This is a genomic window from Corynebacterium sp. 122RC1 (assembly GCF_024580955.1).
GTDB lineage: Bacteria > Actinomycetota > Actinomycetes > Mycobacteriales > Mycobacteriaceae > Corynebacterium > Corynebacterium kozikiae.
The window spans coordinates 22,150-38,169 of record NZ_JANIKD010000020.1; the positions used below are offsets into that span (position 1 = coordinate 22,150).

General features: G+C 61.9%; 16 protein-coding genes. 6 read left to right on the top strand and 10 right to left on the bottom strand.

The features are described 5' to 3' along the window. Nucleotides 1–26 precede the first annotated feature (26 nt). From NQ050_RS09435 to NQ050_RS09445, 3 genes are all read right to left on the bottom strand, one after another. Nucleotides 27–1,376 carry an LCP family protein gene (locus tag NQ050_RS09435; RefSeq protein WP_373456441.1) on the bottom strand — a complete coding sequence of 450 codons (1,350 nt, stop codon included), beginning with the start codon at nucleotides 1,374–1,376 and terminating at the stop codon, nucleotides 27–29. A gap of 68 nt (nucleotides 1,377–1,444) precedes the next feature. Next, entirely contained in the window at nucleotides 1,445–2,188 is a 744-nt protein-coding gene (locus tag NQ050_RS09440; protein WP_257039060.1) for a CPBP family intramembrane glutamic endopeptidase, read from the bottom strand. After that, nucleotides 2,185–3,426 carry an amidase gene (locus tag NQ050_RS09445; protein ID WP_257039061.1) on the bottom strand — a complete coding sequence of 414 codons (1,242 nt, stop codon included), beginning with the start codon at nucleotides 3,424–3,426 and terminating at the stop codon, nucleotides 2,185–2,187. The genes NQ050_RS09440 and NQ050_RS09445 overlap by 4 nt, the downstream gene beginning before the upstream one ends. A gap of 51 nt (nucleotides 3,427–3,477) precedes the next feature. On the opposite strand from NQ050_RS09445, the gene pheA reads away from it, so the two are divergent. Next, on the top strand, nucleotides 3,478–4,443 hold the full coding sequence (gene pheA / locus NQ050_RS09450; protein ID WP_257039062.1) for a prephenate dehydratase: 966 nt from the start codon (nucleotides 3,478–3,480) through the stop codon (nucleotides 4,441–4,443). Next, a complete protein-coding gene (locus NQ050_RS09455) occupies nucleotides 4,440–5,069 on the top strand; it encodes a histidine phosphatase family protein (protein WP_257039063.1) in 630 nt (209 codons plus the stop codon). Before pheA ends, NQ050_RS09455 begins: the two co-directional genes overlap by 4 nt. Before the next feature lie 25 nt (nucleotides 5,070–5,094). Here the strand turns inward: NQ050_RS09455 and NQ050_RS09460 are convergent, their stop codons facing one another. The 3 genes from NQ050_RS09460 to NQ050_RS09470 form a co-directional block, all read right to left on the bottom strand. Beyond that, nucleotides 5,095–5,442: a metallopeptidase family protein gene (locus tag NQ050_RS09460; RefSeq protein WP_257039064.1), complete on the bottom strand. Its 348-nt coding sequence runs from the start codon at nucleotides 5,440–5,442 to the stop codon at nucleotides 5,095–5,097. Then, nucleotides 5,443–6,447: a septum formation family protein gene (locus NQ050_RS09465; protein WP_257039065.1), complete on the bottom strand. Its 1,005-nt coding sequence runs from the start codon at nucleotides 6,445–6,447 to the stop codon at nucleotides 5,443–5,445. It abuts the gene before it with no gap. Nucleotides 6,448–6,523: 76 nt separating this feature from the next. Beyond that, nucleotides 6,524–7,282 carry a GntR family transcriptional regulator gene (locus tag NQ050_RS09470; protein WP_257039067.1) on the bottom strand — a complete coding sequence of 253 codons (759 nt, stop codon included), beginning with the start codon at nucleotides 7,280–7,282 and terminating at the stop codon, nucleotides 6,524–6,526. A gap of 107 nt (nucleotides 7,283–7,389) precedes the next feature. Between NQ050_RS09470 and serS the strand changes: the two genes are divergently transcribed. The 3 genes from serS to NQ050_RS09485 all read left to right on the top strand — a co-directional run bounded on the left by serS (nucleotide 7,390) and on the right by NQ050_RS09485 (nucleotide 10,579). After that, nucleotides 7,390–8,649, top strand: coding sequence for a serine--tRNA ligase (gene serS / locus NQ050_RS09475; protein ID WP_257039068.1), 1,260 nt, complete (start codon nucleotides 7,390–7,392; stop codon nucleotides 8,647–8,649). Nucleotides 8,650–8,743: 94 nt separating this feature from the next. Next, nucleotides 8,744–9,745 carry a 1-acyl-sn-glycerol-3-phosphate acyltransferase gene (locus NQ050_RS09480; RefSeq protein WP_257039069.1) on the top strand — a complete coding sequence of 334 codons (1,002 nt, stop codon included), beginning with the start codon at nucleotides 8,744–8,746 and terminating at the stop codon, nucleotides 9,743–9,745. A 3-nt stretch (nucleotides 9,746–9,748) separates the two neighbouring features. After that, on the top strand, nucleotides 9,749–10,579 hold the full coding sequence (locus tag NQ050_RS09485; protein WP_257039071.1) for an HAD family hydrolase: 831 nt from the start codon (nucleotides 9,749–9,751) through the stop codon (nucleotides 10,577–10,579). 23 nt (nucleotides 10,580–10,602) lie between these two features. Here NQ050_RS09485 and NQ050_RS09490 read toward each other — a convergent pair whose 3' ends face one another. Genes NQ050_RS09490 through NQ050_RS09505 form a run of 4 tightly spaced genes read right to left on the bottom strand, consistent with a single transcriptional unit; the run spans nucleotide 10,603 to nucleotide 14,724 of the window. Continuing rightward, entirely contained in the window at nucleotides 10,603–11,850 is a 1,248-nt protein-coding gene (locus NQ050_RS09490; protein ID WP_257039073.1) for an acetyl-CoA C-acyltransferase, read from the bottom strand. A 5-nt stretch (nucleotides 11,851–11,855) separates the two neighbouring features. After that, nucleotides 11,856–13,085 carry an acyl-CoA dehydrogenase family protein gene (locus tag NQ050_RS09495; RefSeq protein WP_257039074.1) on the bottom strand — a complete coding sequence of 410 codons (1,230 nt, stop codon included), beginning with the start codon at nucleotides 13,083–13,085 and terminating at the stop codon, nucleotides 11,856–11,858. Nucleotides 13,086–13,094: 9 nt separating this feature from the next. Next, complete coding sequence (locus tag NQ050_RS09500; protein WP_257039075.1) at nucleotides 13,095–13,517, bottom strand: thioesterase family protein; 423 nt, start codon at nucleotides 13,515–13,517, stop codon at nucleotides 13,095–13,097. A gap of 1 nt (nucleotide 13,518) precedes the next feature. Further along, complete coding sequence (locus tag NQ050_RS09505; protein WP_257039077.1) at nucleotides 13,519–14,724, bottom strand: CaiB/BaiF CoA-transferase family protein; 1,206 nt, start codon at nucleotides 14,722–14,724, stop codon at nucleotides 13,519–13,521. A gap of 167 nt (nucleotides 14,725–14,891) precedes the next feature. Here NQ050_RS09505 and NQ050_RS09510 point away from each other — a divergent pair, with 167 nt between their 5' ends. Then, a complete protein-coding gene (locus NQ050_RS09510; RefSeq protein WP_257039078.1) occupies nucleotides 14,892–15,803 on the top strand; it encodes a LysR family transcriptional regulator in 912 nt (303 codons plus the stop codon). The last annotated feature ends 217 nt before the right edge of the window (nucleotides 15,804–16,020 follow it).

Here is a 16,020-nt window from a genome sequence, read left to right on the forward strand (position 1 = left end):
TTTTGCTATTTGTGAACCATTCCCTGCTAGCGCATTGCGCCAAAGAGTGCTTCGGCACCTTGCTCGTCCCAGAGCACAACGTCGCCTACTTCGGTGGAGGCAAAGCCTGCGTAGGGCACGGTTTCGGTTTGCACACCGGAACGCATAGCGAGGGCCACGCGGGCGAGGTGCCAGATGTGGTCGCCATTATCCACGGTGAAGCTCCCGGTGACGGCATTGAGCGTAGGCAACATGCGCAGCGGATTTGCCCAGGTGGTGGGGGAGGTCAATTCATTGACCAGGGAGGCAAAGAACTCGCGTTGGCGCTGCACGCGGTCGATGTCACCCATCGCAGTTGCTCGGGTGCGCACATAACCCAAGGCGGTGGGCCCGTCCACGGTTTGGCAGCCTGCGGTGATGCTCAGTTGTGCCAGTGGGTCCTCAATCGGTTCCGCAGGGCACACCTGGATACCGCCTACGGCGTCCACCACGTTGGCCAGCCCACCCATGCCGATTTCCGCGTAGTGGTCAATGCGTAGCCCAGTTGCCCCTTCCACCGTGCTCACGAGGAGCGGGGCGCCACCATAGGTGAAGGATGCGTTGATCTTGTCCATCCCGTAACCCGGAATTTCCACATAGGAATCACGCGGCAGCGACACCAACTTTGCCTGCCCCGTATTCGGGATGTGGAGCAACATGATGGTGTCTGTGCGCATCGAGCCGATGTCGCCACCCGTACCCAGCCGAGCCACATCCTCCTCACTCAGCCCGCTTCGGGAATCCGAGCCCACCAGCAGCCAGTTCGTCCCTGCCGTATTGCCAATTTGCTGCGTGGGCATGGCCTCAATCCGGCTCAGGCGAGTATCCAGCCACAGCCCGCCAGCAATCACCAGCACAAGCAGCGTGGCAAGGATCCACTTCACGCTGCGCAGGCATCCAGGAGCTTTCCGACGCCGCCGCACCGGCCGCGCACCACCTCCACCTCCAACCGGCTGGGGCTGAAACTGCCGCTGATACTGCGGCTGGTATTGGGGCTGGTACTGCTGCGGTTGGTATTGGGGTTGGTATTGAGGTTGCTGCGGCGCATATTGCTGCGGCTGCTGTGGGTGCTGAGCTGGGAAATACTGCTGCGGCCGCTGCGCCTGCTGCGCGGGTGGCACCGGTTGCTGCGCCTGCCACTCAGATTGCTGCGCTGGGAAGGATTCGAAACGAGTGGGCGCAACATTCGTTCCTGCGCCCATTCCCGAGCCCATTCCTGGGCCCTTTCCTGAGTCCATACGGGGCCGGCGCTGCGGTGGTTGCTGGCCGCGGCGGCGCACGGGGCGCCCATAGCGGTCAAGCAGGGGCTTTCCGTCACGGCCAAGGACGTACTCGGAATTGTCTGAGCTCATATGCACATCTTAGCCAGAGCTATGCGCGTTACTGATCCCGCAAGACCTCGCCAGAAACCAGCAAACGCGCCACTCTAAATCCCCAGCCACGCACCCACAGCAGTCCCGGCGGCGGCGCTGTAGCCTACGAACGCGACGGCGTCGATAAGAAAATGAGCCACTACCAGCGGCCACACCTTGCCGTATCGCACAAACACCCAGCCAAAGAGCAACCCCATCACCACATTGCCCACACCGGCGGAAACGCCCTGGTAGAGATGGTAACTGCCGCGGAGGAGGGCCGCGAGGATGATTGCGGGCCACACCCCGCACCGCAGCTCGCGCAAGCGGGTGATGAAGTAAAAGACCACCACGATTTCCTCGGCAAACGCGTTGGCCGCTGAATACAGCAGTAGCACCGGCACTTCCCACCACAGGTGCTCCAAAGTGGTGGGTACAACTTCTTTGCTCAAACCCAAATGCAGTGCGCTGAGGTAAAAGGCGAGCCCCGGTAACCCGATTACCGCGGCCAGAAGCGCGCCCCAGCCCCAGTCTCGGGCTTGCAGCATGGCCAACTTGTGGTGGGGCCACAGAAGGTACAGCGCTAAACAACCCCAGGAAAACAACGTTGCCGCACCGAGCACCTGCAGCCCGAGATCCAGCCACGGCACCGCCACCTGTTGCGCGTGCAATGTGGTGCTTTGTTCATTCAGCGGCGTGGGGTCTAAAAGCGCACTGATAAGCCGCAGCAAGGAACGTAGCCCAGAGGTGCCAAAGCTGAGCACCAGCACGATCGCCACTTCGATGGCCAGTAGCTTGCGCACCTGCGCCGCCCTCATGATCCCTCCAAAACCTGCGCCACCGCGAAGAGCTGCGCTGGGGTGAGGCGCAAATTCAGTAGGTGCAGGCCCACCTTATTGGCGTCCGGCACAGTCAACGCCCCCAACCCGGACATGTTGGCCATGGTTGCCCAGGGCGTCCAACGGGTTTGGGCGTAAAAGTCTTCCTCTGGTGGCATGGAGGAAAAATAGCCGATCTTTGGCGGATCAAATGCCAAGGTGGGGCTGAGTACCACGTCCACGTCCCATGCCGCCAATAACCGCGTCTTTACCTGCGCAAACGTCTGGGCTGCGGCCTGTGCCTGGTTCTCGGAAACCTTCCAGCCGGTTTCCCTCAGCCACTCCACCAGCGGCGAACCATGGCCTTCCACCGTGCGGGAACGCCATGCAAACAGCGTGTGGAACGCCTCGAACACCTCCGGCCCATAGGGCACGGGCACTGCTTTCACCGCGTGACCCGCTGTAGCAAGCCGAGCGGCAGCAGTATCGACGCCCACCAGCATGTGCTCGGCCGGCGTCACCTGGGCGTGCACCGGATCCATCAGCACCCCCACTCGAACCGCAACGCCGCGCCTCGGCGCCCGTATGTTGGCGAGCGTGGCGGCGTCGGCAAGCGTTGCCGAAAGGAAGCCCTGAGCAACCGGGTTTGCCTGGTGCGTGTTGTGCGGTGGTTTGTAGCCGACGATGCCCACAGCGGCAGCGGGAACGCGGATAGAGCCGCCGCCGTCGGAGCCGTGAGCTGCGCGCACCAAACCCCTGGCCACCGCCACCGCGGCACCACCGGAAGAACCGCCTGGGGTTGCGCCGGGAAAGCGTGGATTTGTGGGCGCGGGAAGTCCCACCGGCTCAGTGTATGCGGAAAGCCCCAGTTCAGAGGCAAGAGTTTTGCCGGGGACAATCGCGCCGAGGCGCTGAAACGCCGCGATGAAAGGGTCCGTTTCCTCCGGCCACTCCACGCGATGAACCGAACCAAAGGAGGTGGGCATGCCCGCCACATGCGAAAGGTCCTTTGCCGGGATCAGCCAGCCGGACAGCCTGCCGCGTGTATTGGCCTGTTTCTTAGCCTGTTCCGCAGCTTGGCGCAGCGCGGCCTCGGCGTCAAAGTGAGCAAAACCGTGCTCGCTGGCCGGCATTGCATGGATTCGCCGCGCGAGCTGATCGATGCGCGCTTCAACGCTTGCGTGCGCTGTTTCCCGCGCCGATTCCTGCGCTGTTTCCTGTGGCTCGTTTAGGCCCATGTTTCCCAAGTTTCCCAGGCTCCCATGTTTCAACAGGCTACAGTAACCACTATGAATGCCACGAACACGATCGCATACCTGGGGCCTGCGGGAACCTTCACCGAGGCCGCATTTTTAGGCTTTGCCCAGCGGGGTCACTTTGGGGAACATTACGAGGGCCTTGCGTGCCGCAGCCCCCGGGAAGCGATCGACGCCGTGCGCGCCGGGCAGGCCGCCTACGCCTGCGTGGCCATTGAAAACTCCGTGGATGGCGCGGTGACGCCCACCTTCGATGCCTTGGGAACCGGAACCAGCACGGGAACCAGCACGAACACGGGCGCTGATGCGGGCGTGCAGATCTACGATGAGCTGGATCTTTCCATCGCCTTTTCCATCATGGTCAAGCCCGGCGTGAAGTTGGAGGGCGCAAAAACTTTTGCCACCCACCCTGTGGCGTATCAGCAGGTCAAGACCTGGATTGAGGAACACGCACCGCACCTTGAGTTCCGGGCGGCTTCTTCTAATGCTGCGGCCGCGGCACAGGTAGCGGCGGGTGAAGTGGATGTGGCCGCCGCCCCAGAGCGGGCCGCCGCACTCTACGGTTTGGAAAGTATTGCGCACAATGTTGCTGACGTTTCCGGCGCCCGCACCCGCTTTGTGCTGGTGGGGCCGGTGGGGCCACCAACGCCGCCCACCGGGGCGGATCGCACCAGCGTGCTGTTTAGCTTGCGCAACGTGCCTGGCGCCCTCGTCGGTGCGCTTACTGAGTTCTCTTTGCGGGATGTGGACCTCACCCGCATTGAATCCCGCCCCCTTGAGAATGGCCTGGGCACCTACCGCTTCTACGCCGATATCCGCGGGCACATCACAGACCATAACGTGGGTGAGGCCCTGCGCGCCCTCTACCTGCGCTGCGAGCAGCTCACCTTCCTTGGGTCCTGGCCCGCGCGCGACGCAATGGAGGCGCCAGCGGGGTCCGACGCCAACATCATCGCCGCCAACAAGTGGCTGGATGCAGCGAGGAAAGGGAACTCATGAGCCGAATCATCATCATGCGCCACGGGCGAACCTACGCCAACGCCGCCCGCATCTTTGACACCCGCCCGCCAGGGGCAAGCCTGAGCATCCAGGGCAGGGTGCAGGCCGACGCCGCCGGCGCCCGATTGGCTCAGGAGGGCTTCCGCCTCACCGCGATCATGCACTCAGTGGCGTTGCGCGCCGGGCAAACCGCGCGGCTGGTGGCCAACTCCTATGGTTTCCACGGCGAGGTGGAAGAGGTGGAGGGCATCCACGAGTTTTTTGGCGGCGATTTTGAAGGCAGCAGCGACCCCCAAGCCCACGTGCTCTACCGCGAAGCCTTGGCGCAGTGGATGCGCGGTAACTTCGAGGCCAGCATGCCCGGCGGCGAAACGGCCCTCGAGGTAATCGCCCGCACCACTCCTGCCCTGGAGCGCGCCGCGGAGGTAGCTCGGCAAACCGACGGCGACGTCTTGCTGGTCAGCCACGGGGCCGCCATGCGCATTATGGGGCGCTTTGCCTCTACGGTGCCCCAGCACATTGCAGAACACACCTATGTGGGCAACGGAACCACCATTGTGTTGCATCCCGAGGGGCACATTGGCAATTGGCGCTGCGAACAATGGGTGGGGCCAGTTCAGGCTTGAGCTGGGGCCGCTGCGCTCAGGCCGCTTATCCGTACCCCAGGCGATGGAGGTCTTCTTCATCAAGGCCAAAGTAGTGGCCGATCTCATGCATCACCGTGATGCGCACCTGCTCCACCAGCTCTTCCTCGCTGTTGCAGTAGTCCTGGAGCGCGCCGCGGTAGATGGTGATGGTGTCCGGCAGGAAACCGGTGTGATCAAAAGTGCGCTCGGTGAGCGCCACGCCCCGGTATAGCCCCAGGATGTGCGGGGATTCCTCGTTGTATTCCTCAATCAGGATGGCGAGGTTGCGCACATGCTGGGTGATGGAGTCCGGGATCTGCGCCAGCGCCTCATCAACCAGCTTTTCAAAGCGCGCTTCAGAAACCCAAAACACTTAGGCTCCCTGGAAGCCGCTGAGTTCCTCTGGATTCACAATCGGATCACGCGGAGGCATGGGGGCCGGTGGGGCGTCGTTGATGGTGAAGGTGCCGCGGGCGCTGCCGGCCAGGGTGCCAAAGGTGGCGTCTGGGTTCACAAACACCAGCGCGCAGTTCACTGAGTGGGAACCGCCGGTCCAGGAGCTTTCCGGAACGGTGGTCCAGAAGGTCTGCAGGGTGGAGTAGTAGTAGGGGTCATCGCCACCCAAGTAGTCCCGGGCTGCCTGCAAGCAGGTCAAGCGAAGCGCGTTGTCTTGTTCCTCGATGGTGGGCACGTGGTCAAACAGTGGTTCCAAGTCCACGGTTTGGGTGATCTCAAGCTGGTGAGGTTCAGCGCAGTCCACGGTGCGGGTCACGCTCAAATTGTCCACGGCAACACAATCACCCTGGGCAAACACACGCGCCTGATCCTGCTCTGCGGCGCGACCTTCCGTGATCTGTGGCTCACCGGATTCATTTGTTGCTTGGATACCGCAAAGCATGGTGCGATCGCCGGCATCCCAAGCCTCCTGTGGCGGGAGGATGGAGGCCACGGAATACTTACCCAGCGGGTCGAGCGTGCCGCCGAGGTACGCCAGGGCGGGACTCAGGCAGAGGTCCTCCCGCAACTGGGCTTGGCGGGTGCGGTTTGGCATCGGTGCTTGGTCATCAAATTCCGACGTCGGGTACGCGCCCAAATCCTCGCGGGAGGCCACCTCAAAGCGGTGCGGCATCGCGCAGTCCGTTTGCTGGAAGTTCGACGGCAACCCGTCCACGGTGTCCCAAGTAAGACACGCACCCTGGTCTGCGGTGGTGAAACTCCCGGCGGTGAGCGTGGTTTCCGGCTGGTTCGTGCTGGGGGAGGCGGCACTTGGTTCCTCGCTGGAGGCAGCCCAAGAGTACGCACCAAAGCCAACGGAGGCTGCGATGGCACCGATGGCCATGGAACGAACTGCGAGCGCGGAGCGCCAAGAATTACTCATAATGCTCTCCATCATGCCAAAAGTTCAGGCCTAAGCAGTAAAAAGCTCCCAACATCAGGCGGCAACTAGGTGGCAACTAGGCGGCCCTGAAGTTGGTGCGCATGGCGTACACGTCCGTTCGGAACAAGGACACACACCATTCCACGGGGCTGGTGCCGCTCAAGCTGGTGCGCGCCACCTTCAGCAGCGCCGCCCGCGGCGGCACCTCCAACTGCGCGGCATCTTGTGCGCTGGCAACCACCGCCGTGATCACTTGCTGCGCGCTGGTGATGGGTAGGTGGTACTCCTGTGCCAGGAGCTCATAGATGGAGCCTTCCAGTGGGTGGTCCAGCAGCCCTTGCGCAAGCGCGGCATTGAACCACGCAGCATCCAGGGCAAAGCGGGTGCCGGAGCCAAGGCGCAGGCGCTTTACATACACCTGCTTGGTGTGTTCGCTGACCCCGAAGAACGCCGCCACCTCCGGTGGTGGCACCGCCAATGTGGCTTCCAGGACCGTGCTGGAAGGCGTGAGGCCTTGAGCCCGCATTTCCGCGGTGAATGACTGGAAGCTGGCGGCGTCGTGAGCGCCCATGATTTCCGGGTGAGCCACGAATGTGCCTTTGCCGCGGCGGCGCGCGAGCTTGCCGGAGGCCACCAGGTCACCGATTGCGCGGCGGACCGTGATCCTGCTGACCCCAAAGTGCTCTTCGAGGACGCGCTCGCCGGGGAGCATATCCCCAGGGGAGAGCGATTGGGTGCACCAATCGTAGAGGATTTCCCTGAGTTGCTGATGTTTGGGAGTGGTGGTCCCGTCAGTCAGGGCCCTGGCGGGCAACTCCTTGGGAGCCGGTGCCATACCACCCATGCTACGCCTGTGGTCATAACCAGTGTGTGCTTTTGGGGCGAGGATATGGACGCCAAACGAATACCCCGCTGGCCGTTCAGCAGGTAATGTTGGGTTTTGTGATTGACCTCAAATTCCTCCGTGAAAACCCAGAAGTTGTGCGTGAATCCCAGCGCACCCGCGGCGAAGACCCAGCCTTGGTAGACCAGCTCATCGCTGCTGATGAGGCTCGCCGCGAGGCCATCGGTACCGCTGATGCCCTGCGCAGTGAGCAGAAGGCCTTTGGCAAGAAGATTGGCCAGGCCTCGCCGGAGGAGCGCCCCGCCCTGCTGGAAGGCTCCAACGAGCTCAAGGTCAAGGTGAAGGAAGCTGATGAGGCACAAAAGGCTGCAGAGCAGGCCGTCTATGACCTTCAGATGCGCCTGGGCAACGTGGTGGAGGGCGCCCCGGCTGGCGGCGAGGATGACTACGTTGTGCTCGAGCACGTGGGCACCCCGCGGGAGTTCGACTTTGAGCCTAAAGACCACCTTGACCTCGGTGAATCCCTTGGGTTGATCGACATGAAGCGTGGCACCAAGGTTTCCGGTGCAAGGTTCTACTATCTCACTGGCGACGGTGCCATGTTGCAGCTCGGCATGCTGACCCTCGCCGCCCAGAAGGCACGGGCGAACGGTTTCCAACTGATGATCCCACCGGTATTGGTGCGTCCAGAGGTCATGGCTGGCACCGGCTTCTTGGGTGCACACGCAGAAGAGATCTACTACCTTGAGCGCGACGACCTCTACCTGGTTGGCACCTCTGAGGTGGCACTGGCTGGCTACCATCAGGATGAAATCATTGACCTCAGCAAGGGCCCTGTGAAGTACGCGGGTTGGTCGAGCTGCTTCCGCCGTGAGGCCGGTTCCTACGGCAAGGACACCCGCGGCATCCTGCGCGTGCATCAGTTCGACAAGCTGGAAATGTTTGTTTACTGCAAGCCGGAGGAAGCAGCCGCGCAGCACCAGGCGCTGCTCAACATGGAGCGTGAGATGCTATCCGCTGTTGAGGTTCCGTACCGCATCATCGACGTTGCTGGTGGCGACCTCGGCTCCTCCGCCGCGCGCAAGTTCGACACCGAGGCGTGGGTGCCTACCCAGCAGACCTATCGCGAGCTCACCTCCACCTCCAACTGCACCACCTTCCAGGCGCGCCGCTTGCAGACCCGCTACCGCGATGAGCAGGGCAAAGCCCAGGTGGCGGCAACGCTCAACGGCACCTTGGCAACCACGCGCTGGCTGGTGGCTATCTTGGAGAACAACCAGCAAGCGGACGGCTCCGTAGTAGTGCCCGAGGCACTGCGCCCATTCGTGGGCAAAGAGGTGCTGGAGCCGGTCAAATAATCCCGGCGAAATAGAGCCGGCAAATTAGCGCCGGCAAAACAGCGCCGGCAAAAACAACAAGAAATTCAACAACGGCAAGGGTGGTGGTGCGGTGATGAACAGCGAAAATGGTTCCGGGAACTCCCGTGACAATGAGCTCAACAATGGTGCCAGTTTCGGTGCCGGTTCCAGCTCCGATGGCACCGGGCACGTCGGCGACTGGATTCGCCGCGGCATTTTCCGCGTGCGCCCCACCTGGGTTCACTTGCCCATCCACGCCGAAGGTAAAGAGCTGTTCTACGGGCGGATCGTGGTGCCCGCGCTCAAGTTGATGATGCGCGCTCAAAACCTCCAAATCACCGTGGAGGGCGAGGAAAACATCCCCGAGAACGGCCCCGCGCTCCTTGCCATCAATCACACCGGCTACTTTGATTTCATCCTCTCAGGCACGTTGGCAAACCTTCGCGGCCACCGCCTCGTGCGTTTCATGGCTAAGCAGGAGCTGTTTAAAGTACCAGCTTTGCGTCTGATCTTGAAGGCTATGGGGCATATCCCGGTAGACCGCTCCGCCGGCGCCGCCGCAATGGACGCCGCAGTCCGCGACCTCCGCGCGGGCAAACTCGTGGGCATCTTCCCCGAGGGCACCATTTCCCGCAGCTTTGAAATCAAAGAACTCAAAACCGGCGCGGTGCGCATTGCACAGCAAGCCGGCGCCCCCCTGCTCCCCGTAGCCATTTGGGGTTCCCAACGCATCCTCAGCAAAGGCACCAAACGCAACCTCGGGCGTTCCGGAATCCCCGTATGGATCAAGCTGGGCACACCGATCAGCACCGAAGGCTCGGTGGAAGAGGTCACGGCACGGCTGCGCAGCGCGATGCAGGAATTGCTGAACGACGTCCGCCAAGGCTACGAACGCGCTTACGGTCCCTTTGCCGGCGGGGAGGACTGGCTCCCTGCGTCCATGGGCGGAACCGCTCCAACACCCGAGGAGGCGCTCAAGATCGACGCGGAGTTGCGTGCGCAAAGAGAAGCAGCCAAGGCAGCTCAGGCAGCCAAGGCAGCACAGGGGAGCAAGAAGCCCAATCCGTTGCGGAAACTCCTGCGCAAACTAAGGTGACCCATGAACGGTGAAATGCCTGGACTCGTGGTGAGTGACGTCGACGGCACGTTGCTGGACTCCCGCGAGCGAGTCACCCCGCGCCTACGCAACGCACTGATCCAATACACCGAGCAAGGCGGCTATTTTGCCCTGGCCACCGGCCGCCCACCTCGGTGGATCTTCCCCGTACTCGAACAACTCCCGCACCGGCCTGTGTGCGTATGCTCCAACGGTGCGGTGTTGTATGACTCCAGTGTGGACCGAATCTTAAGCAGCCGAACGCTTTCGCCGGAACGCCTCTCCGCTATCGCGGAAGCCGCGCGCAGTGTGGTACCTGGGGGCGTCGGAACCGCTGTGGAGCGCGCCGGCACCTCTGCCTTTGACCGCAGCGAGGAACTGTTCTTAGTGAGCCCCAGCTACGAGCATGCCTGGGAAAGCACCGCGCACGGGGAAGGCGAGGAAGCGGAGATTCTTTCCGAGCCAGCCATCAAGCTGTTGTTGCGCAATGATGCATACACCGCGCAGCAGCTCTATGACCTGGTAGCACCGGTGATTCCCGCGAAGCTCGCGCACGTCACGTTCTCCATGGACTATGGGTTGCTGGAGGTGTCCGCGCCGGGGGTGACCAAGCAGGCGGCGGTGGCGGAACTCGCCGGCATCGTGGGCGTGCGCGCCGATGAGGTGGTGGCGTTTGGGGACATGCCGAATGACATTGAGATGCTCACCTGGGCCGGCACCGGCTACGCAATGGGAAACGCCAAAGCCGAGGTCAAGGCAGCGGCCGATGCTGTGACCACCACCAACGACGACTTTGGCGTTGCGCGGATCATCGAGGCGATCCTTGAGGGGTAACTGCCCACCGGTTAGCTCAGCGGCTAGACCGTCTCAATGGCGATGGATTGCCCCTGGCCCACACCGATGCACATGCTGGCCAGGCCCTTTGCTGGCTTGCCGGTTTCCGCAGCCTTTTCCAGCAGGCGGCTGAGCAGCGTGACGGTGATGCGGCACCCGGAGGAACCCAGCGGGTGGCCCAGCGCGATGGCGCCGCCCCACGCGTTCACGATTTCAGGGTCGAGCCCGAGGTCGCGCACGCTCGCCAGGGACTGGCTGGCAAAGGCCTCATTGAGCTCCACCGCGTCCAAATCCTCATTGGACCAGCCGATCCGTGCGAACAATTTCTGCGTTGCCGGCACGGGGCCCAGACCCATGATCTCTGGGGCCAAGCCCGCCGCCGCAGCACCGACCACCTTGGCCAGCGGCTTCAGGCCGTACTTCTCCACCGCCGCAGCAGAGCAGATGAGTACGGCAGAGGCGCCGTCGTTCAGCGAGGAGGCATTGCCAGCAGTAACGACGCTGCCACCGCCCACCACCGCACGCAGTTTCGCCAGCGCTTCTGTGGTGGTGTTGGGGCGGATGCCTTCGTCTTCAGTCACCACTACTGGATCGCCCTTGCGCTGCGGAACGGAGATGGGCACGATTTCCTTCTCGAACTTCCCGGCCTTCGTTGCCTCATGGGCAAGCTGGTGCGAGCGCAGGGCAAAGGCGTCGCAGTCTTCGCGGGACACGTTTTTGACACGGGCCACCTCTTCGGCGGTTTCCGGCATGGAGAAGGTGGTCTTTTCTTGCTCCTTGAACTTCTTGTTCACAAAGCGCCAGCCAATGGAGGTATCAAAAATCTCGCCTGGCTTGGAAAAGGCGGTGCTGGGCTTTTCCATCACCCACGGTGCACGGGACATGGACTCCACGCCACCGGCAACCACGATGTCTGCCTCACCGGCTTTCACCAAGGTGGCGGCGGTGGCAATGGAGCTCATGCCCGAGGCACACAGGCGGTTGATGGTCATACCAGGCACGGTGTTTGGGTAGTCGTTGAGCAGCCAGGCCATGCGGGCCACGTTGCGGTTTTCCTCACCCGCGCCGTTGGCGTTGCCAAAAATAACCTCATCCACTGCCTCCGACGGGACACCGGAATCATCCATGACCGCCTTGATCACGGTTGCGGCCAGATCATCCGGGCGGATGGAGGAAAGCGCTCCGCCGTACTTGCCGGTTGGGGTGCGGCGTGCTGCAACGATGTACGCTACTGGAGCTTCTGGTGCTTGATCTGGGGCTTGAGTGTTCATCTGTATTACCTCTTAACGTGGGTGAATGCGGAAATGCCGGTGATCTCGCGGCCAACGATCAGCGCCTGGATGGAATCCGTGCCCTCGTAGGTGGACACTACTTCCATGTCCGTCAGGTGGCGTGCAACATGGTTTTCCAGCAGCAGGCCGTTGCCGCCCATCATGTCCCGAGCTTCACGGCAGATCGCCAGCGCCTTGCGGGAGGTGGTCATCTTCACCATGGAGGACTGTGCGCCGGTGAAGGTGCCGTTTTCCTGCAGCTCCGCCATGCGACGGGTGAGGAGCTGGAGCTGGGTGACGTCGGAAAGCATCGTCGCCAACTTCTCCTGCACAAGCTGGTAGCTGGCAATCGGTGCGCCAAACTGCACGCGGTTGAGCGCGTACTTGCAGGCCAGTTCGAAGCCTGCGATCGCGTGGCCCACCGCTTCCCAGGACGCGCCGCCGCGGGTGGCGGCCAGCACCTTGTTCACATCCTTGAAGGAGTTGCAGTTCTCCAGGCGGTTTTCCGCGGGGACGTGGAGGTTTTCAATGATGATGTCTCCCTGCAGGATGGCGCGCTTGCCGATCTTGCCGGTGATTGGGGTGGGGTTGTAGCCGGTTGGGTAGGTGCCGTCCTCCTGCTTTTCCACCACGAAGGCCTTGACCTGGCCGTCTTCTTCGTCGCGGGCGTACACCACGATCACGTCGCCCGCGTGGCCGTTGCCGATCCACCGCTTGTGGCCGTTGAGCACCCAGTGGTCGCCTTCCCTGCGGGCAGAGGTTTCCAGGGAGACGGAGTCCGAGCCGTGATTCGGCTCGGTGAGGGCAAACGCGCCCGTTTTTTCCAGCTTGGCCATGTGCGGCAACCAGCGTTGGCGCTGCTCCTCGCTGCCCAGAATGTAGATGGAGCCCATGCAGAGGTTGGAGTGGACGCCTAGGAAGGTGTTAATGGAACCGTCGATGCGGCTCATTTCTCGTGCCACCAGGCCTGCCTGCAAGCGGGACATGCCGGGGCAGCCGTAGCCCTGGATGAAGGTGCCGATGATCCCCAGTTCAGCCAGGCCCGGTAGAATCTCCTCGGGGAACTCGGCGCGCTCCCAGTAGTCGTTGATGATTGGCAGGATGGTGTTCTCGCCGAATTCGCGCACGCGGTCACGCAGCGCAATGTCCTCCGGGCTCAAGTCCTGGTCTAGGCCAAAGAAGTCAGAGTTGGGGATGAAGTCCTGGTAATCGGTGCTTTGGTGTTGAGCAGACATGTTGGTTCCTTAAGGTTGTTCGGTGGTGTGGAGGTATTTGTTCATTCGTTCGCGTTCCGTCGGGGTCAGCGGGGTGGGGCGGCGGGTCTCTGGATCAAGGCTCACAATCCTTGAGGTGCCGTACACACACGACGTTCCGTTTTGGATGAGCTCGTGGGCCACTTCAAACGACGTATTGCCGATGTGCGAGATCCACACCTTCACCTCTACCTCTGGGGCGTAGAGCACCTCGTGGTCGTAGGAAACGTGCATGGAGCGCACAACCCGCGGTTGGGTTTTGCTGGGCTGGTGGCCAACCAGCAGGTCAGATGCCCGCACGCGGCCTTCTTCCAAGATGGTCACTACGTTGGCGTTGTTGAGGTGGCGGTTCGGGTCTTGGTCGGACCAACGCAAACCCACCTGCACACTGACTGCATTTTCTGGAGCCCGCATGTTAGCCGCCCACCTTTTGCATGGCTTGATCGGAAACGTCGCGTGCGCTGGTGCTTTCCACCCAGGCCCGAACAGCGTCGATGTCTTGATTGATGTTTGGCGGCGCGATGTCGTAGCGCACCGGGGTGCGGCTCAGGCGAATCGGGCTGGACACGGTGGGCACCGCCTGCTCGCCTTCACCCGCCATGGAGATAGGGTTCAGTCCAAGCTGCTCAGAGTAGCGAATCCCCTCACCGATGGTTTTGATTGGAGCGCAAGGCACCTTCACACTGCTCAGGCGCTCGAACCAGGTGTCAATGGTCTGCGTGCGTAGGGCGGTTTCAATGAGCACCCGCAGCTCCTCGCGGTTGGCGTTGCGCAGAGCCATTTCGGTGAAGCGTGGGTCATCTGCAACCTCTGGCTGGCCAAGCTGCTCCATGAGGCGGCGGAACTGGCCATTGTTGCCGCAACAAATGATGATCTCGCCATCGGCTGCTTGGAAAGGACCGTAGGGGAAGAGGCTCGGGTGGTCATTGCCCAGGCGCTGCGGTTCGTTATCGCAGGCCACGTTGCCGGTGGTTTGGTTGACCAGCGCCGCTTGAGTGGAGGAGAGCAGGTCGATGTCCACATGCTGGCCCTTGCCGGAACGTGCCCGCTCAGCAACCGCAGCAAGGATGCCGACGGTGGTGTGCAGCCCCGCGACGACGTCGAAAATTGCCACGCCCGCGCGCGTCGGGGGGCCGTCGGGATCGCCTGTGACATGCATGAATCCGGAAAGCGCCTGTACGAGGAGGTCGTAGCCCGGCAGGTGTGCGCCGCCCTCGGTGCCAAAGCCGGTGATGGAGGCGTGGATGAGGCTAGGCCAGCGGTCGAGGGTCTGGGATTTGTCCAACCCGAACTTCTTCAGGCCGTTGGGTTTGAAGTTTTCAATAAAGATGTCAGCGCGATCGATGATCGCGTAGGCAAATTCGAGGTCCTCTTCCTTGGAGAGGTCCAGGGCGATCGCCTGCTTATTGCGATTCACTGACATGTAGTAAGTGCTCACGCCGTCTCGAGCGGGTGGCATCCACTGACGGGTGTCATCGCCAGCGTGGGACTCAACTTTGATGACCGTGGCCCCAAGATCCGCTAGGAGCATTGTGCAGTATGGCCCAGCGAGGACGCGGGAGAAATCTGCAACAACAAGTCCTGCCAGTGGGCGGTTATCGGCGTGATTAACAAGGTTCATTGACGCTTCACCTTCCTTGACGAATAGTGATGCAGTTCATATAATCACGATTCATAAATAACGTCCAATACTTAATTTACTGAGTATTATTGCGCTAGAAGCAATAATAATTTGAGCGAAACTGCAGCTCATATGGACTGCAATACTGAACGGGAATAGGTGGAAACATGCTGGAAGTCGAACAAGCACGAGCGTTCCTGGTGCTCTCCGAGGAACTGCACTTTGGCCGGGCAGCGGACCGCCTCAACATCGCGCAACCCCCGCTAAGCCGCATCATCAAGCAGCTTGAACGCCAGCTCAAAGTACAACTCTTCGAACGCTCCACCCGCCACGTGGAACTCACCGCCGCAGGAAAGGCTCTGGTAGAGCCTGCTCGCAAGCTCGTGGAAGTTTCCGACGCCGCCGTGCGCACCGTCCGTGACGCCGCCACGGGAAACCTGGGCACGGTGAAGCTTGGCTTCGCGGGCGCATCGGTCCACCAAAGCGTGGGCCAACTTGCGCGCGAGGTGCAGTCCAAGCACCCAGGTATTGACCTGGAACTTTACTCCTCCCAACTTTCTCCACTGGGATTGCAGAAAGTACAAAAAGGCGAGATCGACGCCGTGATTGGGCGCTGGGACTTCCTCCCCGCCGAGATCTCCTCCATGACCATCTCCAGGGAGGAACTGGTGCTCGCAGTACCGCTACACCACCCACTTGCCAGGGCGGGCGCAACCAAGGTGAAAATGAACCAGCTCGCCGAGGAAAACTGGATTGTCCTCCCCGGAGGATCCACTTCCGCGCTGCTCAACCGCTTCAACCTGCTGGCGCGCCGGGGCGGCTTCATTCCCAAGGTGCGCACCACCTCCCCGGACTCTTGGACCCTCCTGGTGCTCGTGGGAGCGGGTATGGGTGTTGCCATGACACTGGATTCGGTGCGCCGCAACGTGCAGGAAAAAAACGTGCACTACCTGGAGATCGATGACCCTGAACGCTTCCTTGACCTCCAGCTCATCTGGCACTCTGAAAACACCAACCCGGCCCTTGGGAAATTGGTGTCCACCGTGGAGGCCCTCCACGCGGAGGGCCGGATGAAGTAGGGGTTGGCGTTGGTTGTGTTCGGGTGTTCGGGTGTTCGGGGGGGCGTTTGGTAGATCGCTAAAGGTCGATAGCTCAAGGTAGATAGGACGCGGCGTTGGTCGAAAGGGCGGCCGATTTTGGGGAAAACCGGGTGGTATCGACCTTTAGCTATCGACCTACGCGTGCTATCGACCATCGCGATGAGGCGCAAGCACCCCCAACACCAACACCAAGCGC